Origin of the sequence: Paenibacillus contaminans, from assembly GCF_003285015.1 — a bacterium.
In the GTDB taxonomy this organism is placed as follows: domain Bacteria; phylum Bacillota; class Bacilli; order Paenibacillales; family NBRC-103111; genus Paenibacillus_V; species Paenibacillus_V contaminans.
Map to the genome: position 1 here is coordinate 25,819 of NZ_QMFB01000030.1, position 23,924 is coordinate 49,742.

Annotated in this window: 15 protein-coding genes; 1 reads left to right on the forward strand and 14 read right to left on the reverse strand. The window is 52.2% G+C overall.

What is annotated here, in order from left to right; translation table 11 throughout:
- Positions 1 to 74 precede the first annotated feature (74 nt).
- From DQG23_RS33345 to DQG23_RS33420, 14 genes are all read right to left on the reverse strand, one after another.
- Complete coding sequence (locus DQG23_RS33345) at positions 75 to 1,616, reverse strand: extracellular solute-binding protein (protein WP_158560822.1); 1,542 nt, start codon at positions 1,614 to 1,616, stop codon at positions 75 to 77.
- Between the two features lie 94 nt (positions 1,617 to 1,710).
- Positions 1,711 to 3,528, reverse strand: a complete 1,818-nt coding sequence (locus DQG23_RS33350) for a cache domain-containing sensor histidine kinase (protein ID WP_113035367.1) — start codon at positions 3,526 to 3,528, stop codon at positions 1,711 to 1,713.
- Positions 3,525 to 4,547 carry a response regulator transcription factor gene (locus DQG23_RS33355; protein WP_113035368.1) on the reverse strand — a complete coding sequence of 341 codons (1,023 nt, stop codon included), beginning with the start codon at positions 4,545 to 4,547 and terminating at the stop codon, positions 3,525 to 3,527. The genes DQG23_RS33350 and DQG23_RS33355 overlap by 4 nt, the downstream gene beginning before the upstream one ends.
- Positions 4,548 to 4,721: 174 nt before the next feature.
- Entirely contained in the window at positions 4,722 to 5,591 is an 870-nt protein-coding gene (locus DQG23_RS33360) for an AraC family transcriptional regulator (protein WP_113035369.1), read from the reverse strand.
- A gap of 587 nt (positions 5,592 to 6,178) precedes the next feature.
- Positions 6,179 to 7,270 carry a Gfo/Idh/MocA family protein gene (locus DQG23_RS33365; protein ID WP_158560823.1) on the reverse strand — a complete coding sequence of 364 codons (1,092 nt, stop codon included), beginning with the start codon at positions 7,268 to 7,270 and terminating at the stop codon, positions 6,179 to 6,181.
- A 17-nt stretch (positions 7,271 to 7,287) separates the two neighbouring features.
- Positions 7,288 to 8,388, reverse strand: a complete 1,101-nt coding sequence (locus tag DQG23_RS33370; protein ID WP_113035371.1) for a Gfo/Idh/MocA family protein — start codon at positions 8,386 to 8,388, stop codon at positions 7,288 to 7,290.
- A 1,472-nt stretch (positions 8,389 to 9,860) separates the two neighbouring features.
- Complete coding sequence (locus tag DQG23_RS33380; RefSeq protein WP_113035373.1) at positions 9,861 to 11,201, reverse strand: sialidase family protein; 1,341 nt, start codon at positions 11,199 to 11,201, stop codon at positions 9,861 to 9,863.
- Between the two features lie 13 nt (positions 11,202 to 11,214).
- Positions 11,215 to 12,282: a sialidase family protein gene (locus DQG23_RS33385; protein ID WP_113035374.1), complete on the reverse strand. Its 1,068-nt coding sequence runs from the start codon at positions 12,280 to 12,282 to the stop codon at positions 11,215 to 11,217.
- A gap of 57 nt (positions 12,283 to 12,339) precedes the next feature.
- Complete coding sequence (locus DQG23_RS33390) at positions 12,340 to 14,049, reverse strand: type 2 periplasmic-binding domain-containing protein (RefSeq protein ID WP_113035375.1); 1,710 nt, start codon at positions 14,047 to 14,049, stop codon at positions 12,340 to 12,342.
- Positions 14,050 to 14,169: 120 nt separating this feature from the next.
- A complete protein-coding gene (locus tag DQG23_RS33395; protein ID WP_113035376.1) occupies positions 14,170 to 15,066 on the reverse strand; it encodes a carbohydrate ABC transporter permease in 897 nt (298 codons plus the stop codon).
- Between the two features lie 19 nt (positions 15,067 to 15,085).
- The gene (locus tag DQG23_RS33400) at positions 15,086 to 16,048 is read right to left on the reverse strand and encodes an ABC transporter permease (protein ID WP_113035377.1); all 963 of its coding nucleotides are present in this window, start codon (positions 16,046 to 16,048) and stop codon (positions 15,086 to 15,088) included.
- A gap of 714 nt (positions 16,049 to 16,762) precedes the next feature.
- Positions 16,763 to 19,534, reverse strand: coding sequence for a sensor histidine kinase (locus tag DQG23_RS33410; RefSeq protein ID WP_158560824.1), 2,772 nt, complete (start codon positions 19,532 to 19,534; stop codon positions 16,763 to 16,765).
- A complete protein-coding gene (locus DQG23_RS33415) occupies positions 19,518 to 21,119 on the reverse strand; it encodes a response regulator (protein ID WP_158560825.1) in 1,602 nt (533 codons plus the stop codon). Before DQG23_RS33415 ends, DQG23_RS33410 begins: the two co-directional genes overlap by 17 nt.
- Before the next feature lie 466 nt (positions 21,120 to 21,585).
- Positions 21,586 to 22,521: a dihydrodipicolinate synthase family protein gene (locus tag DQG23_RS33420; protein ID WP_113035415.1), complete on the reverse strand. Its 936-nt coding sequence runs from the start codon at positions 22,519 to 22,521 to the stop codon at positions 21,586 to 21,588.
- Between the two features lie 730 nt (positions 22,522 to 23,251).
- Here DQG23_RS33420 and DQG23_RS33430 point away from each other — a divergent pair.
- Positions 23,252 to 23,917, forward strand: a complete 666-nt coding sequence (locus tag DQG23_RS33430; protein ID WP_113035382.1) for a sulfite oxidase-like oxidoreductase — start codon at positions 23,252 to 23,254, stop codon at positions 23,915 to 23,917.
- Positions 23,918 to 23,924: the final 7 nt, after the last annotated feature.

The window sequence follows — 23,924 nt, forward strand, 5'->3', positions numbered from 1 at the left end:
TCGTCTATCGACGGCTCCGGCAAACAGCCGGAACGTACAAGGCCCTTGCGATAAGGGCCTTGTCTCGATCGCACCTATTTCGTTTTTGCGTATTCCTCGTTCATTTCTTTGACGATTTTGTCTCCGCCGCCGGAATTCCAGTCCGCAATCGCCTTATCGATCGCGCCGACAGGCAGCTCGCCTGTAATGATTTTGGTTACGGTCTCGCCGAACTTCGTGGACAGCTCCGGACCGATCTTCGTATTGGTATCCGAAACGAGGCCTGTCGCCGGATTCGGTCTTTTAAACTTTTCGTTGATTTCAAAAATGCTCTGAATCGTCTTCGTGTAGGTCGGGTCATCCCACTTCCGCACCTGGATAAGCGGATCGTTGCGGCGGATGAGCCATGTCGAAATCAAATACGGCCGATCCTTGTCGAACGCTTCCAGCTTCTCGAATTTGTCGCCGTTCTTCTTGTAATGCACGCCTTCGATACCGTGTTTGATCAGATCGAAGCCTTCGTCGGACAGCATATAATCGAACAGCTCCATGATGCGCTTCTGCTTGGCCTTGTCGGTTTTGGCGTTCAGCACGATTTTCGCCGTCGACAGGCTGCTCGTAATGCCGCCCCGAAGCCCGGTCGGTCCGGCAGGCGGGTTCAATTGCACGAACTCCGCATTAGGCGACGTTTTCTTGATCAGCGGCACCGAATCCGTATAAAACTCGAACGGATTGGCGATCGTAATGCCCGTCTTGCCCGCTTCGAACTTGCTCCACGGATCGCGCGATTTGTTGACTGCGAAGTCTTTGTCCAGCACGCCTTCTTTATAGGCTTTCTGCATGAAGGTCAAAAAATCTTTCCATTCCTGCGTCTGCGCCTGCAGCGGCACGAGGCTGCCGTTCGCGTCCTTCCAGGCGATCAGCCCGAAAGCGCCCATCACATGCTCGATATTAAAAAGCGATCCCGTCTTCGTCATGCCGAACGTAATCCCGATCGTGTCCTTCTGGCCGTTTCCGTCCGGATCCCCGTTTACGAACGCTTTCGCCACCTCGTAAAATTCGTCCAGCGTATCCGGAACCTTCAGCCCGAGCTTATCCAGCCAATCCTTGCGGATCATGAGCGGGTCGCGCGCCTCGATGCCGTAATGCGGGATGCCGAATATTTTATCCTTCGGATTCAGCACCTTGTACGTGCTTTCGGACAAATGCTTCGTCAGATTCGGGTAATTCGGAAGCTCGTCTTTAATATCGAGAAAAATGCCCTTGTCGCGCCATTTGCTGAACAAATCCCCGCCCAAATAAAACGCGTCGGGGAAGCTGTTGGACGCCGCGAGCACGTTGAGCTTCTCGGTGTAATTGTCCGCGGGCACCCACTGGATTTTCAGATCGATGTTCAGCTTCTCGTTCAGCTTCTTGATGACCGAATAATCGTCCGGCCAGCCGCCGCCCGCCCAGCTTTGGGTCATGATCGTAATCGGCAGCTTCTCTTTATTTTCCTTGTCGCCGGCAGGCGAATTCGGTGCAGCGCTCTCCGCCGCCGGCGTGTTCGCGGATTTGCCCGCGCAGCCGGTCAGCGCGCTTGCGGCGAGCGCTCCCGCCAACGCCGCCGCTCCCCATGAAGCAAGCTTTCTGTTCATGTTTATTACCCCTCCCAAGTTCATGCAATCGTTTGTCTACGCTTTCAGGGTAACAAAACAAACCGCCTGCCGCCTTACACAATCGTTTCATTTGTTATCCGATTTTTGGACTGCGGTACGGAATGCGGATCGATACGACCGTCCCCCGTCCAGGAAAAGAATGCAGGGCGACGCCGTAGTCTTCCCCGTACTTCAGCACCAGCCGGGCTTGGACGCTGGCAATGCCCAGCGATTCCTGGGGCAGCTGCTTGTCCTTCACATGATTCGTAATGAAAGCAAGCCGTTCGTTCAGCTCGCGCATCCGTTCCTCGGAAATGCCGGGGCCGTTGTCCGCGATTTCGATCACGAGAACCGCATCGTCCTGAAAGGCGCTCACCATAATAGCGCCATGGCCCCCCTTCGGCTCGATGCCGTATTTGACGGCGTTTTCGACAAGCGGCTGCAGGGTCAGCTTCTCGATTAGGCAATCGTGAAATTTTTCGTTTACGTAAATATGGCTTTCGAAATAATGAGGGAAGCGCACGCGAATGATTTCCAAATATTTGGACAGATGCGTCAGCTCGTCGCCGATCGTCACTTCGCTTTCCGCATATTTGGCGGTATACCGGTATACGTCGGCCAAATTTTTGGCCATCTTCTCGACCCTCGGCACGTTTTCGAGATACGCGATGCTTTTGATGATGTCGAGCGAATTGTACAGCAGATGCGGATTGATCTGATTTTGCAGCGCCTGGATGAGCGCTTCCTTCTGCCGCAGCCGGACATGCATCTCCTGAATGCGCAGCTCGTATACCGTTTCCAGCAGCTCGTTGATTTGCTCCACCATCCGGTTGAAGCTGTGGCCCAGCTGTTGGAATTCCATCTGTCCTGCGTCGTCGACCGCACGTACGGAGAAATCTCCCCTTGCTACGCTCTGCATTACCTGCTTGAGACGGATGATCGGCTTCACGAAGATGTTCGAAACGAGCGGAACGACTGCGATAATCGCGACGCTTACGATCATAAACGCAAAAAACGTAGACCCTCTGGCCGCCTTCAAGCCGCTCGACATCTCGTCGAACGGGACGATCGAAACGATATTCCAATCGGTGATCGTAGACCGTTTGACGGACACGAGCATTTTATCGCCGTTCCAATATTGGATGGACGACTGCTCCTCGCGATCGAAGGAGAGCGAAGCCAGGTCCGTTCGGCCGACACCCATGCCCAGCCAGTCCTGATTCGGATGATAAACGATGCGGTCGTCCGCGAGAATGAAAAAAAATCCCGTCTTCCCGAGCGCCGATTTGCCCAGAATGTCGTGAATTTTGGAGAATGTAATATCGATGACAAGCTTTCCCGTTACGTTCAAATCGTCCGTACTGTAAATCGGAATGAGCAAAGAAAGCACGGGGGTGCCGTTCTGCTGCGGATACGGGTATGCGGTGCGATGCGTAGGCAAAATGACAAGCGAATCGTTCGGCGGCAGGTCGTACCAAGGCTCGTTCCGATACGACAAGCTGTCGGTATTGATATTGCCGGTCATCGAAATAATGCGCTGCTCCCGGTTCACCAGAAACATGCCGATAATTTCGGGGAAGTTGAATGCGACGTAACGCTTCAGCTCCATCTGGATGTTGTCGATATCGTCGGACGTATGCACGCGCTTGCCGCTTAGCCAGCTTTGATTCAGATCGCTCTTGAGAAGCGTGGAGGTGGAGCTGGCGATCTGCTTGAAGTAGTCGTCGAGATGATAGTTCAGCCGGGATTGCGCTTCGCCGGAAATCGTGAAGAAATCTTTTTTGACCGCTTCGCTGAAATAATGGATCGTGAACAAATTGAGAATGAGGATGGAAATCAGGCTGACGCCGAGGAAAGCCAGGATCATGTTCGTCTTGATGGAAAAAGGGATCGGCAGCCGCAAACGTTTCACAGTCCGATGCTCCTTCTGTATTCGTTCGGCGCCATGCCGGCGACCGATTTGAATACCCGGTTGAAATAATGCAGGGATGCGAAACCGACCAGCTCGGCGACCTCGTATATTTTCATATCCGATTCCAAAAGCAGCAGCTTCGCTTGCTCGATGCGGGTCTGGTTTAAATAGTTGATAAACGATTCGCCTGCGACTTGCTTAAAAACCGTGCTGAAATACGACAAGCTGAGCTCCGACCGCTCCGCGACGATCTTAAGCGTGACGTCGTGCATGTAGTTTTGCTTGACATAATCGCATGCTTGCTTGATCGAATGCTTGAGTCTGTAATCGCCTTGCTTCTTGCGGCCCTGAATCCACATTTCCACAACCCGGTGAAAATATAAACGCACATCGTCTTCGCGTATCGGCTCGGATTCGCAAGGCAGCCCGCCCGCTGTTTCGCCATCGGCAAGGTCAAGCATCGCGCCGAGCTTGGCGTCCAAAATACGCAGCATGCCGATGCGAACGCCGGGATGAACATCCTTCATCCGCAAAATCGACTTTACAAGCAAGCCTTGCTCCGTAAGCAGCTGCTTCGGATCCCTATTCGGCATCTCGTCGACGAACGATTGGATGCGGAGGTAGCAGCCGTTCAACTCTTTGATGTTGGCGAGCCTATCCAGCGACCTTTTTAAAGCGCTTTCCAATTCTTCGGCGTCGACGGGCTTCAGCAAATATTCCGACACGTTGTACCGGATCGCCTGCTTGGCGTAATCGAATTGATCGTAGCCGCTGATGATGATCGGCACGACCGGCAGCTTATGCTCCGCAATTTGGCGAATGACCCAAAGCCCGTCGCGGTTCGGCATCATAATGTCCGTAATAAGCACCGTCGGCCACAGCTCGTTGATAAGCGCCCACGCCTCCTCGCCGTCCGCCGCTTCGCCTACGACCTTGAAGCCGTAATGGTTCCGCTCGATCATCTCGACGATCGCCTTGCGAATCCAACCTTCATCTTCCGCAACAATGACTTGGTACATAACTTCGCTCTCCCTTGCAAGTGTTTATTTATAAAAGCGAACCGACGGGAGTCCCTTGGGATCCATAAGGACTTTTCTTCCCGTTAAGTCATCCTGTTTTCCGTTCTCTCACGCAAGGCCATTCCCGTTTTCCATTGCAATCATCAGTCTCCGGGCACGCTCGAATTCCGGCGGTTATTTGCGTTCCGCCCGTTTTTTTCTGAATTGATCCGGCGTCATCCCCGCAGCCTTGCGAAACATCCGGATAAAATAGTTCGTTTCCATGCCGATACGTCCGGCGATGTCCTTGACGGTAATGTTCTCGTGCGAATCCATCAGCTCGATCGCTTTATCCAGCCTGATCTTTTGAACATATTGCAGCATGCTGATGCCATGCGTCTTCACGAACAAGCGGTTCAAATATTGATGCGTGTAACCCAAGGAAGAAGCGACGTTGGACAGCGCGATATTTTCGTTGTAATGCTCTTGCAGGTATAGCGCCGCCAGCCGTACTACGGCATCTCCTGCTAGGACATCTTCCTGCGATACGTTCGCAGCCGATTCGGAATGTTCATGGCAAAGCATCATCCTGTTCAGATCGGCAAGCAATCCGTACAACAAACGAACAGCCGCCCACTCCGCGCCTTCTTCGGCTGCATCGCCGAGCTTCCAAATATCGTCGAGCCCGCTCCAAATTAGCTCCGCCTCGATTTCCGACATCCCTCTCAGCCGGCAAGCTTCGATCCCGAAATGCTCCAGCAATCGCTCCGTCTTCGTACCCGCAAAGGAAACGTATCCGACCTCCCACGGTCCTTCCGATACGGGATAGTATTCGTGCGGCAGTCCGGCAGGCATTAGCATGTACTGATACGGACCGAAAAGAAACGACTCCTTGTCCGATAAATGAACGCGCCCCTGCCCGCCGCGGGCAAAAAGAAGCTGATGTGTGGAAAATCCGTCCGGCCGCGCCATACGGCTTTGCTTATTGTAGCCGACCGTGTGCACGTACAAAGGCATCGGAACGGTCGGCGGCGCAAAAAAACGAATGATACGGACTGTCGACATGTCCGTTCCCCTTTCTTTTATATTCAATTTGTTATATATATGTTCATGGCGATATTATCCCTATATTATTATAAATATCGCTATTTTAATAGACGTTTTGGATAAAATATTCAAAACGTTATATCATTCGAGTTGCCTCTTCGTGTTTTCGCCATTTACGCAAGCCTACGCGTATGGAGAAGTAGTGCTAACTGGAAAATCTACATCTATTTTCAGATTCAAGACGAGAAAAAGACATTTAACGGGAAAAACTACAGGTAATTTTAGGTGTTTCTGCGTTTATGAGTATTTTCAATAATAATAACTGTAGTTTTTCCATCAAGATCTATAAATCAATGGAATTTCCGAAATTTAGCTGTAGTTTTTCCATTTCGCTTGGGGACGATTGAACGATTCCTTTTGTCAATCTGTGGCTTAGAATTGTAGGTTTTCAAGTACAAGATCTGCTTTAGAACTGTCGGCATCCAAATGACGGACATTTCCTGATTTCACAGAGTGACTCTCTTATTGGGAGCTAACATTCCCGCCGTCAAAACAAGCAACCCCGTCCGTTTAGGGACGAGGTTGCAAAAGCGAATACTTATAAATTATGGCTTGATCTTAACCCAAGCATGGTTGGTTAACGAAGACATTGCCGCCTCCGCCGTCGCTACGGAATCACGAGCCGCCGTTCCGTCGAACAGCATCGCAAATTCCTCCTCGACCGGCTTGCCTTGAATCGCATCTCGCAAACGGATCATTTCCGCTTGAATCGCGCTTCTTAAAAACTGAGGCGGACGCGAATTCGGCCCGGTAAATGCGGTTTTCCCATCCAGCTGCAGGTAGCTGCCGCGCCGTTCCTCGTCTTCATCCGGCTTCCCGTTGATGCCGAACGTTTCGATCCCCGATATCGTTTTGACGGATATTTCGGAGCGCTGAAAATCGATCAGAACGGCGCCTTCCGTACCGTTGATTTTGACGAAGTGTCCGCCCCACCGGAAACCGGAGCCGTACTGCATCGTCCCGACCGCTCCGTTCGAAAATTCAAGCGTCAGCAGCAAATTATCCGGAATGCTCCCGGGTGCCGCTTCTCCCGGATTTATATTTCCGCCAGCCAGAAGCGCGGAAGAAGCCGGTCCGAGAAACGCCTGAATTAAATCCAGCTCGTGTATGAAATGAAAGAGCAGTCCCCCGGTACGCCCGGGGTCATGCTTCCAGCCGCTGCCCGTCCGCTTATCGAGCCAGCCTGTACGTTCCGCATGCACGACGAGCGGCCGTCCGATTGCGCCGCCGGTTATCAATTGCTTGGCCCGCCGAATGCCGTCCAAAAAATGCAAAATATGGCCCGCCATCAGTTGGACGTTAGCATTCCCGCATGCCTTGATCATCTCTTCGCAGTCGGTTGACGATAATGCGATCGGCTTCTCGCAAAACACATGCTTCCCGTTATGCGCGGCGAGTAGGACATGCTCCTTATGAAGATCGTTCGGACTTGCCACAACGATCGCGTCGATGTCGCTCCGGCCGGCGAGTTCTTCCACGCTGTCCGTCATTTCGCAGTTTAACTCCCCGGCAAGAAGCTTGGCGCTGTCGTCGGCTCCTCCTGTGACTGCAGCGACACGCGTGCCCTCCAGTTCATGCAAGACCCTAGCCAGCTCCGCACCGAAATTGCCGCAGCCAATGACGCCGAATCTTAACAATGGTCTTCCTCCTTCCACTAACGCTGCTTTGGTTTGATATCGATCCATTTTTTCTGCTGCAAGGAAACCATTGAGGCTTCCGCCGCCGCAATCGAGGAAAGTGCGGCCGTACCGTCGAACAGCGCCTTCAGGCTTTCCAGAATCGGCTTGCCGAGCACGGCTTCCGAAAAAGCGCCCAGTTCCTTGCGGATCAGGTTTGCCAGCCACCCCGGCATGCGGGAAGAAGCCGTTCCGTAAGCGACTCCGCCATCGGCCCGCACATAAGACTGTGCACGCTCCATATCTTCTTCTGCGGAGGCATTCAGAAGAAAGTGCTCGATGCCGCTTCCTTTTTTCAGCTCGACCTTGGACCGCTTCAGATCAAGGAGAATGGCGCCCTCCGTGCCGTTGATTTTGACAAAATGCTCCCCCCAGCGGAAGCCTGAGCCGTATTGCATCGTGCCCAGCGCCCCCCCCTCGAACTGCAGCGTCAGCAGCAGAACGTCGTCCTCGTCGCCGAAGCCTTCCCCTTGATGCGCCAGGTTGCCGCCCGCAGTACAAACCGACAGTGCCGGTCCCATAATCGCCTGAAGAAAATCGAGCTCGTGAATGTGATGGAACAGATGGCCGCCGGAGGTGGCGTTATTTTTCTTCCAGCTCACCTTTTGCTGCGGCTCTTCCCAGCCCGTTCTTTCCGAATGGCAGACGAGCGGCCGGCCGATCGCGCCTTCCTCGATCCAACGCTTGATTTGTTCGACTCCGTTCATAAAATGCATAATATGGCCCGCCATAAAGATGACGCCGGCTTTCCGGCAAGCCTCCACCATTTCTTCGCAGTCCTGCAGCGTAAGCGCTATCGGCTTTTCGCAAAATACGTGCTTCCCGTTCCTCGCAGCTTGTACGACCGCTTCTTTATGGAGGTGGCTAGGGCTCGCAACCACAATCGCGTCGATATCGCTGCGCTCCGTCAGCGCTTCCAAGCGCTCGACCGCTTCGCATTGAAGCTCTTCGGCGAGCACCGAAGCGCGGGTTCCGCCATGCACGGCGACAAGCCTGCAATCTTCCATTCCGTTCAAAACCCGAGCGAGCTCCCCGCCGAAGTAACCGCAGCCGACCACTCCGAAACGAACGATTTCCATATGAGATCCTCCAGACAACAGCGTATTTTTACACTTCAACTTGCGAATTTGCAATCTGCTTTGTGCCGCAATTAATAAAATATTCCGCGCTCTCCGTGCAAATACCCATTCAAGCGCTTACATGACTAATTATACCTCCTCGATATTTAAGAGAATAGGTAAGAATCTTCGTTCCTCGTTCACTTTCCTTTGAAAATTCGAAATCGTTCACAATATTTGTGGAAATGTTCACTTTTTTTTGACTTCGTCAGCGATCATTCTTGAAGCAGGAAGCAAGCATTCTTCTCTTACGGCTGGCATTATTTTGTTAATAAAAAGTGATTTGAACGTTTAACGGAAAAGAGAGACGCTATGGGCGACGCCGCCTTCCTCAATAACGCCAAAAAACTGAAAAGTACGAGTCACCCGCCTATACTAACAGCTCGATTGCTTGTTCGCGCTGCGGGTAGTGCCGCTCAGTCGCTTGTTCACATTTCCGTTAGTGCGGAGGCCAGCCTCATGAACAATAAGGTTTTCTCCACTAATCCCACGGTTCGTGCATAACCGTTACGAGTTCCGTGTTTGCTTTCCTAACCAGGTCATCAATCCCTAATATAAGACTTGACGGCCTACTAGTACGCCGTCAAGTCTAAAACTAGGGATTCGGATAACTGACATTACCTGGTAAACTGGTGCCATGCTACGAAACGTAATCCCTAGTTTAAGCGTTGAAAGTCTACTAGTACGCCGTCAAGTCTAAAACTAGGGATTCGGATAAACGGACATTACCTGGTAAAATGGTGCCATGCTACGAAACGTTAATCCCTAGTTTAAGCGTTGAAAGGCTACTAGTACCCCATCAAGTCTAAAACTAGGGATTCGGATAACTGACATTACCTGGTAAACTGGTGCCATGCTACGAAACGTAATCCCTAGTTTAAGCGTTGAAAGTCTACTAGTACGCCGTCAAGTCTAAAACTAGGGATTCGGATAAACGGACATTACCTGGTAAAATGGTGCCATGCTACGAAACGTTAATCCCTAGTTTAAGCGTTGAAAGGCTACTAGTACCCCATCAAGTCTAAAACTAGGGATTCGGATAACTGACATTACCTGGTAAACTGGTGCCATGCTACGAAACGTAATCCCTAGTTTAAGCGTTGAAAGGCTACTAGTACCCCATCAAGTCTAAAACTAGGGATTCGGATAACTGACATTACCTGGTAAACTGGTGCCATGCTACGAAACGTAATCCCTAGTTTAAGCGTTGAAAGTCTACTAGTGCGGCATCAGATTTAAAACTGTAGGAAGGAAACGTTTGCGTGCCGGGATCAGACCTCTGTCATAGCATAGTATTAGCTCTGATACTGTGCATGCTAGGAAGTCGCGCTTCGACAATATCCCGAAACAAAGGGCTTTTAGGTTCGACGCTCCAGCAAAATAGCGTACCGCAGCGATGGGATTTCTCGATTGTCGCTCGTTAATCACGTCATTCAACGCCCGCTTTTGATCCACTCCAGGGTGAATTTGGTGAAGTAGATGACGCCCCCGTCCCCCTCATAAAGCAGGCCGATATCCCCATTGTCCAATACCGTCAAGCAGGAATACCAGAACGCTCCCGGATGAACGGTTCTGGCATGCGCCCATGTCCGGCCGCCGTCCTCGCTCAGCCGGACGGTGCCGTTGATCCGCTCCGCCGGATGAGCAGGGTTTGCCCAGATCAGCCGTGATTGTCCGTCCGCCGCACCATCAGGATAAGCAATGACTGTCGATTGGCAAATCGGATCGAGCAGCGTTTCGTCGAACGTCACTTCGCCCCAGGTCAATCCTCCGTCCGCGCTTTCCGATACGGCCGTTCGCCCCGTTCCGGCATGATTCCGCATATAGATGCGAACAGTCCCGTCGGCCAATTCCACGGCCTGTGACTCCGTCAGCTGAGCAGCTGCATCGTCCAGCGTTTCGGGTGAAACCGGCTTCCCTTCCCAGATGCGGCCGACATTCGGCGATTCCCCAAGCTGCCAGCTATGGCCATGGTCATCGCTGTATATCAGGGCATTGGACATCCGCTCGTTCGTATTGTTGAAATAAACCGGAAAGACGAGACGTCCGGCTTGCGGCCCTCGGCGCAGCTGCAGCCCCCGTCCGGGGCCGGCGCCGATAAACTTCATCCACGGCGTCTTAACCTGCGGATTCAATTCGATCGGTGCAGACCATGTCAAGCCGTCGTCATCGCTGCGAATCATTTGCAGGAATGACGTTCTTGCCTCCAGCAGACTTCGCGGCGATACGGTCTCAGCCAGATAAATATTTCCCGTGTATGCTCCATCCCGAATGACGTCGCCGTTCTCCTCGACGGTATAAACGGTCCGGGCTCCTGCCTTGTCGTACACCGCCCCTAACGAATCGCAAATATATTCGTCGCCCGCTTCGTCATACAGCAGTCTTCGTCCTTGATCGTCAAAGCCTATCGATTGCTGCGACTGCCAGAGACCGATGCCTCCAGGAGTATGGGAGAACAGCATCCAAATCGTTCCCGTTTCCGCGTCCTCCAGCAAGGCCGAGTCGATCGCTGCCGCTCCTTCCGCGCCTTCGCCGGGATACCGCACAGGCAGTTGAATCGGCCCCCATGTTTCGCCGCCGTCCCCGCTCCTGCGGATGCCGATCGCAATATGGTTCGGGTTGTCCCGCGCGCTTTTCCAGCGTACGTCGATACCCGCGATGACCGTTCCTTTCTTCGTCGTCAGGAGCGACGGGATGCGGTAGGCCGCCGACTCGAGCATGCCCGGCTCGAACAGCCCGATCGGTTCCGTACGGTAATCATTCATATCCAGCATGCGAGATTTCCTCCTATGATGTCAGTTCTAGGCCAGCTAAAAAATCCTCTTCATGCAAACTGTATCCGCGTATTTGGCATTTGGGGGCATCGTCGGCGACATACTGTACAACGTAAATTTCGCCGTCGTCGAACTGCACCCAACCCGAGTAGCCGTTATCCGCCAGCGGCGATCGGTCGTAATCGATCGGCATGATGCGGACCCACTGCTTGCGGCGGTCGGGCTCCAGCGCCGCCTCCGCAGTCATCCATGCCGCGAAAAAATTTTGCGTGCTGCCGTAACCGACCGGTCCGCCTTGATAAAAACGGTACGTCATCATCACGTTGCCGCTCTTAAGCAAACGCACAACCGGACGATGACAGCCCGGGATCGGCATCCGGTACGGTCCTTCCCATGTTTCGCCGCGGTCTCTCGATATCGATTTGTAGCAGTCCCAGCCTTCGCCGGTATTTTCCCGAAGGAAAGCGACAAGCGTTCCGTCCGGCAGCGGCAGTATGCTCACTTCGCAAAGATGAAGCCCTTCGACGCTTGCCAGCGTGACCGGGCCTTGCCAGTCCCGGCCTTCATCGTCCGAATACCAAAGCATTTGCTCCAAGCCGCCGTGCGCCTTGCTTTTCCGGTGAGCCGACAGCAGCCATCTGCCGGAAGGAAGCTCGCACAGCGTATCGGGCACGATGCCCGTTACCGGCGTGGCGACGGGGCCCTCCCAGCTCGTTCCGTCGGATGAGCCGATATACAGCTCGTTAACCGCCTCATGAAAATATCCTTTACGGGTATCTTCCCCGTTCTTGGACAGCTTGCTCGTGACGATGATCATCCGGCCGTCGCGCAGCCTGGCGATACTCGGGCAATCGTAAAAATAGTCGAGTCCCAGCGTCCCTTCCGTGAGCGCCGCCTTGTCTCCCCAAGTCCGCCCTCTGTCGCGGCTGATCCGATATACGATCCGCGTATACGAGCGGTCGGTATGTCTCGTGCACTCGGCGTACACGCAAATCAAATGCCCGTCTTCGGTCAGTCCGAGAGCGGGAAACGCTTCGTAGACCGAGTCGTCCCGGCTGACGACGAACGTTTCGAATTTCATCCGTATCTTCCTCTCCGAATACCCCTGCAATATGAAGCGTACTTCGAAGCCCAAGACTTACTTCGAATTGAGCAAATCCTCGACCTTCGGCGCTTTGTCCAGCTCCTGGAGAATTTGGCTGCCGCCCGCATCAAGCCATTTTTTCACGTAGCCGTCCCATTCTTTGTCGATGTCGAACTGGCCGACGATCGCTTTCATCCGGAATTCCTCCACGATCGTATTCAGCTGCGTATTATATTTCGTGCTAAGCTCGGAGAGCTTCGTTTGATTCAGCAGATCCCATTTGTACGGACGTATTTCCATCTTCTTCATCACATCCGGCTTGGCAAAAAAGTCTCTGATCAAGTTCATCGTATATTCGGACGTAAAATACTGCATCTGCTTTTTGTCGTACGATCGGAACGAATAAGCGTACAAACCCGTGCTGCCTTCCTCAGGCGTCGGATCCGCCTTCACCTTCAAAGCCGATTTCTCCGGCGTGCCTTCCCATGCGGAATGAACGCCTATTTCCCCGTACTTCGTCCATCTGGCGCCTTCCTCGTCATGGTTGATGTAATCGAACATTTGCAGGATCCGGATCAGCTTCTCGTCGGACACGTTTTTGTTGATGTAATAAGCGTCGCCAAGCAAATTCACCGCCTGGTAAGACTTGTGACCCTGCTGCCCGCCCGGACCGATTTCCGGCGCCGTAGCCAACAGCTTAACGGCCGAATCCTTCTGTACCAGGTTTTGCGGCGCCCGCTCCTTGGCCCAGTCGTCGATCGCGATATATGCGCGCTGCGCCTCATAGTAGCCGATCTTGCCTGTGGCGTACTTTTCCCAGCTTTTCTTGTCGTTCAGCGTCGTCCATTCGGGATCGATTACACCCATCTTGTACCATTTGGCCAACAGCTTCAAAAACTCTTTATATTTCTGCGAAATTTCGGTTCTGACGAGCTTGCCGTCCTCGAGCAAATTATAGCCGCTTCCGATTCCGAACGAACCCATCAGCGTCGCCGACCATGTATCGAACGCATTGTTGTAAGGCGACAGCCCGTAAGTATCGTTTTTGCCGTTCCCGTCGGGATCGTCGAACGTAAAGGCGACCAATATTTTTTCAAGCTCTTCGAGCGTGTACGCTTTATCGGTAAAATAAACACGCTCCCGTCCGCCGCTTGGTCCGACCGCTTTCATTTCGCCCGGCGGCTTGATATTTAATTTCTCAAGCCAATCGAGACGGAACGTCGGCGTCCAAAGCAGGCCTTCGGTATGCGTTTGATGGCCGATCAAAGCGACGTATTCATCCTTTTTGCCCGGCGCGAGATTCATCTGCCAGCCCGGCGAATTTTCGTCGAGCATTTTGGCGTAACGCGGCGCATATTTCTGGATCATGTCCTTCGGAATCGTTCTGGTCAAGCCTGCATCGAACATTTCAACCGGCGTTTTGCCTCCCGATGTGAAAGCGAATGCGTCCGGCACCTCTCCCGATGCGATGAGCAGCGAAACCTGATCCTTATTCCAGGTATCAACCTTCGAGTTGACGATTTTCACGTTGAACATGTCTTCCAGCTTTTTTTGAACCCAGCTCCCGTCCTCCACTTTCCCTTTCGTCCAAGAGCCGGTTAACTTGAGCTCCAAATTTTTGGCATACGGCCCCTCTTTGCCCGCATTGTCTTTGGTCTGCTCCGGTGCGGGAGAAACCTCATTATTCGAAGAACATCCGATGCCGCCGACTGCGAGCAGACCCGCCAAGCCGGACAAAACCAACATTTTCGCGCGTTTACGCATAACCGAACAACCTCCCTGTGCATCTAATTGATTCTACTCTACCCTGTTTGCCGCATCAACACGATTACGCCGCTAGGACAGCACGCCGTCCGGCTGCATCACCCCTTTCATCGCGTTCGCCTACCCTTTCAGCGATCCGATCGTAATCCCTTTGATGAAATACTTTTGCACGAACGGATATAGGAGAATGATCGGCCCGATCGAAATGATGACCGCCGCCGCCCTTACGTTGGCAAGCAGCAAATTTTGATTGATGCGGTTCGCCTCTCCGATTTGCGCTTCCGAGGAAGCCATGTCGATTGCATTCATCATTTTGCGGATCACCATCTGCATGACGGTTTTGCTGTCGTCCCGAATGTAAATCATCGCGTCGAACCAAGCGTTCCAGTGGCCTACGGCCGACCATAAGGCGATCGTCGCAATGACGGGTTTCGAGAGCGGGAGAATGATTTTGGTCAGCACGGTATAATAATTGGCCCCGTCGATCATCGCCGATTCCTCGATCCCTTTGTCGATGGTCATAAAATAATTGCGCATGATGATAATGTTGAAGACGCTGACGGCTCCGGGAAGGATTAACGCTAGCCGGTTGTCTAGCAGCCCGATTTCTTTGATCAGCAGGTAAGTGGGAATCAGCCCGCCGGAAAAAAACATCGCGATCAAAAAGTAGACGGTGAACACGTTGCGGTACGGCAAATCTTTTTTGGACAGCGGAAACGCTACCAATACCGTGAAAATCAAGATCAGAATCGTCCCGGCAACCGTACGGAATATCGTATTGGCATACGGCATCATGATATCTTCATAAGTGAACAAGAAGCGGTACGTATCGGTCACCCAATGACTCGGCCACAGATGGACGCCCAAGCTGGACGCTTCCTTCGCATCGGAGAACGAAAGCACGAGCGTTTGCCAGAACGGGTAAAGGATCGTTAAACAAACGAGCGATAAAAAAACGGCATTGCCTATATCGAAAAGCGTTGAAGAAAACGAGCGCTTTTTTCGAAGCTGGGACATGAGCAATAACTCCTTTCGACTACCAGATTCCGTGTTCGCTGTATCTGCGGATAATAAAGTTGGCTCCGAGTATGAGGACGACGCCGACCACATTTTTGAAAAGTCCTACCGCGGCGGCGTAATCGAAATTGAACTGCTCCAGCCCTTTGCGGTACACGTACGTATCGATAACGTCGGCAACCTCGTACACCATCGGATTGTACAGGTTCAAAATTTGATCGAATCCGACGTTCAAAATATTTCCGAGGTTCAAAATGAATAAAATCGTCATGATCGGCATCAGCGAAGGCAGCGTAATATGCAGCGCCTGCTTGAACCGGTTCGCCCCGTCCACCTCGGCGGCTTCATACAGATCGGGATTGATCGATGAGAGCGCAGCCAAGTAGATAATGGCCCCCCAGCCGATCTCCTTCCATACGTCCGAAAGGATCAGAATCGGCACGAACAAATGCGGCTCCGCCAAAAAATTGGTCGGCTGACCGCCGAAGGAGGTGATCACGAAATTCACGATCCCCCGCTGTGGAGACAGCACCTCACCGAGCATCGTGGCAAGAATGACCCATGACATGAAGTGGGGCAAATACGAGATGGACTGCGCGATCCGCTTGAATACCGCTTGCCGGATTTCATTCAGCAGCAAGGCGAAAATGATCGGCGCCGGGAATCCCACAACCAGCTTCAGGAGACTGATGATGATCGTATTTTTGAGCGCGCGTATGAACAAAAAATCGGTAAACAAAAATTTGAAATGCTCGAAATTGTTCCACGGGCTATCGATGATACCCCGGCCGGGCGAAAACTTTTTGAATGCGATGACAATCCCGTAAATCGGAATATAGTGAAAAATGAAAAGATGAATGATCGGAATAAGCATCATAAGATAAAGCAGCTTCATCTTTTTCATCTGCTTCAAGCGCGTATAACCCGCCCGTAACGGCTTGACTCGCTCGACACTGTGCAATGGCGCGTCGTGTACCGACATGTGCAAACCTCCCTGATCGTAATCCGCGCCTGTTTTGGTAGCGCTTTCGGTTTATGGATTCAGTATAGAGCAAAGGATTGGAACGATTTTTGGATGAAATAACACGGATTTTGTACGTTGAGGCGGTGAGAAGGAAACTGCCTGAAAGCGATCGCCAGACTGTCTTTTCTTGTGCGAACCACTACGTTTGCGCGTTGGAGAGAAACGGGTTAGGGGATTCCATGGGAATACCTCTTGTTCGCCTTCAGTGCTTTCAGTCACGTCTTTGACATTTACCGGTCCTCCAGCCGGTATTCAAAGTGCGCATCCTCGCTCGTCGCTTGAATGCATTGCAGTCCGATTTTGCCCACTTGGAATCGAGCATGGCTTCCTTTCCCAGTCTGTAGTCCGAAAACGCCTACTTGCAGCAGCTATTTTTCCGGTACACCGACGAATCCGTTCTCCAAGCCGGCAAAATCGGACTACAGCGTAAAGCGAACCTCGACTCCTTGCTCCAAGCGGGCTATTTCGGACTACAGCATATAGAGGAGCCTTACTGGCAGCGTATGGATGAACCGCATTACCGTCTATCCATTAAAGGTCTGGCGTGTTTACCGGAACGAGCCATGCTTTCTTACGAGTCAAGTAAGGCATACCCCGACTTCATATCTCTCTTTATCTTCAAAAAAAAACCGCAAGCTTCTCAGCCTGCGGTCCCATTACAGCATATAAAGTTCAATCCATCGGAAACATTGGAATGATCATCCTTACCGTCGTCCCGCGCCCCAGTTCGCTTTCGATTTGAAGGCCGCAGCTCTCCCCATAGTTCAGCTTCATCCTTGCATTTACGTTGAAAATGCCGATTCTTTGCACGGTCGGACCGGCCAGCTGATCTCTGATTTCTCGAAGCTCGCGCTCGCCGATTCCGTTTCCGTCATCCTTGACCTCCAGCTCGATGAAGCCGCCTGCGGCGCGAATCGACACCTCGATCCGCAAACTATCCTGCCCGAAGGAACCGTGCTGGATCGCATTCTCGATGACCGGCTGCAAAATCAGCTTCAGCGTCCGGCACTCCAACGCCGCATCATCGATATTCCATTCGCAGACGATATGCTCGTACCGGTGCTTCATTAAGTGAACATACGATTTGGCATAGGCGATTTCTTCTTTAAGCGGCACCAGCAGCTGTTCTTTGTTCGTAATATAGCGGAACAGCCGGCTTAAAGATGTGACCATCTCGATCGCTTTCGCTCGTTCGTCCTTCTCGATCATAAAGATGAACGTGTCGAGCGTATTGTACAAAAAATGCGGATTGATCTGCGCCTGCAGCGCGGTAATTTGCGTTTCCCGTTTCTCGTATTGCAGTCTGATCCGCTCCCGGTCTGCGATCATCGCCTCGTCGATCAAATCCTCGATTCTTCCGATCATCGCATTGAAGGTGCGTCCGAGTTGATCCACCTCATCGATCATCGCCTCCCCGTCGGCGTAATGAGAGTCGACATCCTCAAGCTCGAAGCGCATAAACAGCAAATTCAGCCTGTTTAACGGCTTGAGCAGCAGATGAGCCATCACGTAGGACAAGATCAGAACAAGCAGAAAAATGATAACGACCAAATACAGATCGTTATAGATCAGCCGGAGACTTTCGTTGCGCACGCTCGAATAGTCGTAAACGGATACGTAAGTCCACGGCAAATGCTTCAGCTTCGTCGTGTAGACGTACTGCTTTTTCCCATTAACGACGGTGTAGCCGTCTTCGCCGGGCGCGATGGCTTCCGAGTCGAACTTTTGCAGGATTGCATCCTTGTTCTGATGGGAAATGATTTGCTGATTCCAATCGACCAGGAACGTCTCGTTGTCGCCGCCCTTCCCGTTGGCGTACAAATTCCGCAAATAAATGCCGTCGATGCTTAAGGTGATATAACCGATCGTCTCGGATATCTGAGACAAATTTTTGACGGGAATACCCAGCGTCACCGCATGGTTGCCCAAATCGTCCGTTTCGACGGAATAACCGAAAAAGCTGCCGGATGATTTCATCTTATCGAAAATCTGCTTGCCGTCCAACTCGGGCAGCTCGACCCGGTTCGAATACAGCAGCTGGAAATGACGGTCGAAAATCCGGATCGTATCCTTGTCGCTTCCCAAATACCGGTATTCGCTGACAATCTTGTGAATCTCCTTGAATCCCGCTTTAACGCCGCCCGGCTGCATCCGCAAATCCGACTGTACAATGCTATCGAATGCCAGCCTCGTCATAATGATTTCTTTCTGGTTCAGAAAATGCTCGATTTCATTGGCGTTTTTCTCGTAGACGGTATAATAGCTTCTTTTGATTTCATTAGCCATAATCGTCGAGGACTGCCAGTAGTAAATGACGATGAACGAGAGCAGCGGCAGCATGATCGTGATCAGAAAATACAGAAAAAACCGGTCGCGCAAATACAGCTTCCGCGACTTCCCCGGCCCCCTGAACCTATTTAGCGGGTTTTTCTCGATATCGTACCGCTCCAGCAGGAGAATCAAGCGCCGGACCGGAAACAATATTTTGCCGGAAATGCTCCGTGACGAAACGAACGCCATCCCGATGCAAAGGACGAACGTTCCCGCAATCAGCGTGCCGATCAGCCGAACCTGCTTGTTGTGAAAACCATTTTCCTCCAAATACAGAAGCTTAAGCTGGTAGAACGGAATATTTTTGATCCTGATGTTGATGTTGTTTTTCACGATTTTTCCCGAGTCGCCCGCCCGCTCTATCGCATCGCCTATGTCCTCGAGCTTTAGCTCGTTGAAGGTGCCGCCTTTGAAAATATCGATCATCCGATCGTTTATCAGCGCGATATGCTCATGTCCCGCAACCGCCTCGGTAAATTCGGTCGAATCGAGAACGACGAACAGCGTCCCGTACCGTTTGCCGTTTTTGTCGGTCAGCACATTCGCAAGGTACAGGCTTCCGTCCAGCATCGCAAGCGTCGCGTCGCTTATCGTTTTGCCGTTCTCCTCGCCCGCCGAGAAAAAGTCCCTTGTCTTGCCCGGAGGCACAAGACTCGTTTCATTGTTTTTTTTGACAAGCATGTCCCTGCCAACAAGTCCGTAATCGACATATTTCTGATTCGAGCTGAACTGATTGTTATCCGTTAGGACGAGAATATGCTTGACGAAGGCGTTCTCTTTCTCAATATTGTACAGGTACGATTCGATCTCTTTGGAGAGAAAATATTTCCGGTATGGATCGAGTTTGTCGTTCTGCAAATCTTCGATGTAGGAGATCAGCCTTTCGTTGTGCTTCAAATTATCGGCGATATGATACAGCCCGTCGAAAATTTTACCGACATCATAGGCGATCTGATTCATTCTCGTGCTGTGAATGAAATCTTTTTTCTCGGTGATGAACATTTTGGTTTTGACGTAAAGAATCGAGCCTGTCAGCAGCATCAGCACAAGTCCGACCGCAAGCGCGACGATTATCAGAAAACGGCTGAATTTGATTTTACGATTTCGCTTCATTCGGCTCATACTCCGTCTTCGCTGCAAAAATACCCGATCTGTACAAGAGCGGTTTTACGCCGACGATCGACTTGAACACTTTATTGAAATAGGAAAAATTTTTGTACCCGACCATGAGCGAAACTTCTTTGATCCGGTAATTCGTTTGCTTGATCAGCTCGGCCGCTTTATTTACCCGGGCTTCGTTGACATAATCGACGAAATTTTGACCGGTTTGCTTCTTGAACATATGGCTGAAATAAGAAGCGTTGATGAACAGCGATTCCGCCACCTCTTCGAGCGATATTTTGTCTGCCAGATGGCGCTGCACATGCGCTTTGGCGCGGGCGACATAGTCATGAGGGTTTTCCGCCAAGCTCGCCTCCGGCTCAACGCCCCATCCGCCTGCCATGTCGAGAAACCAGGCTTTCAGCTCGTACAAGGAACGGAACGACTGAATGCGCTCCAGCGCTTCCTTCCTTTCCGGCAGCCTGATCCTGATGCTCCGCTCTCTCGCCTTTAGATGGATTGCAATCAGCAGCTCGATGCATGCGGAGTGCAGATCGCGAACGTCGCTTTTGCCGTGCTGCTCGACCTGCCGGAAGAACGCTTCAAGTGGATGAATGCCGCCGCCAGTAGTCGATTGGGTGAAAAGCGACTGCACCGTCTCCTCGATCAGATCATTTATGCTGCTCGCCGGCGGTTCATGCCGTACGATATCCTGGTAAAAAAAGAGGCTTTCAGCCGGCCGGAAATACCGGCAGCTGGAAGCAAAAATCGCCTCATTGTAGGAACGGGCGATCGCGCCTGGCTCATCATATAAATTGCCTACCCCAATCGTCAATCCCGCCGAACCGTCAAGCTCGTCGCCGAGCCGCTCCAGCTTTTCGGCAAAATCAAGGAGTAAACGCTGTACGCTCCCTTTTGAAAGCGGTTTCTTATCGTGAAAAAAAATAACGTGGCACCCGCCGTAATAAATCGCAGGGATGTCGTGACCGCCCCAAAACTTCGCGCTCATGTGAAGCGCGCTTTGCAGGCTCGAAAACCGCATTTCCCGCCCGGCCCGATGCTCGAAGGCGCATATCGCAACGCGCGTGTAATGATTCAAGCCTTGCAGCTTGAGCTCGGTCAAGCGTTCGCTTAACGGCTCCGTATGCGTTCCTTTGAGCAAATCGATCAAAAACCGTTCCCTTGTATCCTCGCCGCTTCTTGAACCATGCTCTTGGTCCAATTCGCAAGCGATCCGCTGGAACAGCTCTCTAAATTCATCTTGAGCAAGCGGCTTCAGCAAATATCCTTTAACCCCCGCCCGAATGGCGTCCTGTGCATATTTAAAATCGTCGTAAGCGCTCAAGATCACGACCTTCACGTCGGGATACCGTTCCCGAAGCGAACCGGCCAGCTCAAGCCCGTCCATACCGGGCATTCGGATATCCGTCAGCACGACATGAGGTTTGCAGCTCTCGGCCAGCCGAAGCGCCTCCCGCCCGTCGCATGCCGCGCCGACGATCCGCATCCCCAGGCTTTCCCAAGGAAACGATTGAACAATCCGCTCTCTGACCTGCTTCTCGTCGTCCGCCACTATGACTCTATACGGTTGTGTCATCCTGCTTCCTCCCGTCATGCTCACTTTATGGCCGTGACCGGCTTTTTGTCAATGTCACCAATTGGATGCCTTTAATGCATAACTCGGTTCGGCGCGCGCTCTGTGAAGAACCGACGAGGCTCAGAGCGGCGCGTTGTGAAGAGCGCCGAGGCTCAAACAGATATACGTAGCGACCCCGTGCGCTGTGAAGAGCGCCGGCACTCAGACAGATACGGAGCGACCCCGTACACTATGAAGAGCGCCGGGGCCCAGATAGATACGGAGCCCCCCGTGCGCTGTGAAGAACGCCGTGGCTTAGACCGGTGCGTAACCCGTGCATTGAGAAAAGTGTCGGAGCTCAGAACGGTGCGGCGCACATCCGTACAGAGCGTAGAGCGCCGGGGTTCAAAACGGTGCGGCGCACACCTCGTGCGCTGAATGCTGCGCGGTATAGTGTCGATTTGACGACGGTCGGCCCCATGCGCGGTTATATCCCGCTTTGCTCAATGAAGCTCATTATTTTGTCGTTCAAACGTGCGACCCGTTCCATGTCCGACTCCGGAATCGGCAGCAGCGGCATCCGCGGCTCACCGATATCGAAGCCGCGCAGGTTTAATATCGCTTTGCAGCCTCCGTACAAGGACGGAAGCGCGAGCAGCTCGACGATAATCTCATTCACGCGGAACTGCCATTCCTTCGCTTCCACCAAACGTCCCTCGTTGAAGCAGCGCTCGATCTTCAGGAACAGCTCCGGCATAATGCCGTACGTACCGCCGATTCCGCCGTCAGCTCCGATACTTCTGCCTGCCAGGTACTGCTCATCCGGTCCGTTAAACACTAGAAAATCCGGGCCTCCCGCCGCCTTGAACTGCTGCAGTTCGAACGTGCTTTCGGACGATATTTTTACGCCGATTACCTTCTCCTGTGCCGCCATCCTGGATAGCAGCTCCTTGCTTAGCGTGAAGCCAGTCGTCTGCGGGATATGGTAAATGATAAAAGGCAGCGAGGTGCTGTCGATGATCGCTTGCCAGTGCCGCTCCACGCTCTGCGGCGACAAGCGGTAGTAGATGGCGGGAACCGCCGATACGGCATCCGCGCCGACCGACTCGGCATGAACCGCCAGCTCGACGCTGTCGCGAGTGGAAGGAGCGCCGACATGAACGATGACGCTCAGTTGCCGCTCATGCTGCCGTGCTTCCTGCATAACCGCTTCGAGAGTTTGCTTACGCTCTTCCACGCTTTGCAGCATACCTTCCCCGGTGCTGCCCCCCACATACAATCCGCGAACGCCCGTTTCGCAGTAATGCCGGACCAGCCGCCTGATTGCCGCAGGGTCGATTGCTCCGCTTTTATCGTAGCACGCGTACATGGCGATCGTTACGCCTTTGAACTTCTCGATATCAATCTTGGCCACCGGTTCCATCTCCCATCGGATCTGTTTCCGGATCATTATAAAGGAGTCCGCTGACAATTTTTTTAGATGTTGTTGTTCAATTTTTAGGTAATTCGGGAAGAAGACGTCTGCTCTTGCTTATGCGGTTGCCTTTTGTAACAATGACTTTGCCTTTTCCTCACAAACCCTCCAGGACAACAGAAAAATAACCGATCGTGCAGCGATTTCCTGCAGCTCTTAAGCGGAATTCCGCCGCAATTCGCGACATTGGCGTAAATGGCGGATTCGAGGTATAGTATAGGATATTGCCGCTAAATACTGTGAAACATATAGGGCTCAACAGCAAATCACGCTTGGTTCCAGGTTCAACACAGAAGCGAGTATATAAAATAGGGCGACTCCCCTACGTCATAAAGCGAGTGATGCAAGCTGGGGGTAATGTGCGATGCGTAATGAAGGGCGTAGAGGATTCGTGCATACTGTGCAACACGATATATATGAAAAATCGCATACATTTGCTCCTTCTGCAGGATTTTCTGCAAATGTATATGAAATATCATACACATTTGATTCATCTGCAGAATTTTCCGCGAATGTACATGAAATATCGCATACATTTGCTCCATCCGCGAATGAATATAAAAAACACAAAGTACTGGCACGATCAACAGGAAATCGAACAATCATCGAGATACACTTCCTGCTTTTCAAACAAATTCAGCACGACGATACGAAGGACGGAACATCAAGGAGGAACATCATGAGCACGAAAGCCGACCGCATTAAACGAATGAAATCGCCGGAGATCCCTGCCGAGCTGGCCGATCGATTGCCGCCGGGACAAGTGTTGACGGAGCGCTTTCCGATTTTGCACGAAGGGGAAGTGCCGGTTTATGACATAGACGCTTGGAATTTGAAAATATTCGGCGAGGTAGATGCCGAGCGCGTGTTCACATTTGAGGAAATCAAATCGCTTCCGCTTACCCGCGTCGTCTGCGATATTCACTGCGTGACGCGATGGTCCAAATTCGACACCGTTTGGGAAGGCGTCCGTTTCCGCGACCTGCTTGAACTGCTGAAGGTGAAGCCGGAGGCCAAGCATGTGATGATTCATGCCGACAACGATTACGATACGAACGTGCCGCTTGACGATCTGATTCGTGACGACGTATTGCTTGCGTATCATTATAACGGCAGTCCTTTGACCGACAAGCACGGGTGGCCGCTCCGGCTCGTCGTACCGCATTTGTACTTTTGGAAAAGCGCCAAATGGATACGCGGCATCGAGTTTATGAAAGAAGACCGGCCCGGCTTCTGGGAACGGAACGGCTTCCACAACTATGCCGACCCATTCAAGGAAATGCGTTTCTCGGGCGAAGCGTTCGATATTCCGGAGGATGAGTGGGTCCGCAAGGAATTCGATTGAGGCTTGA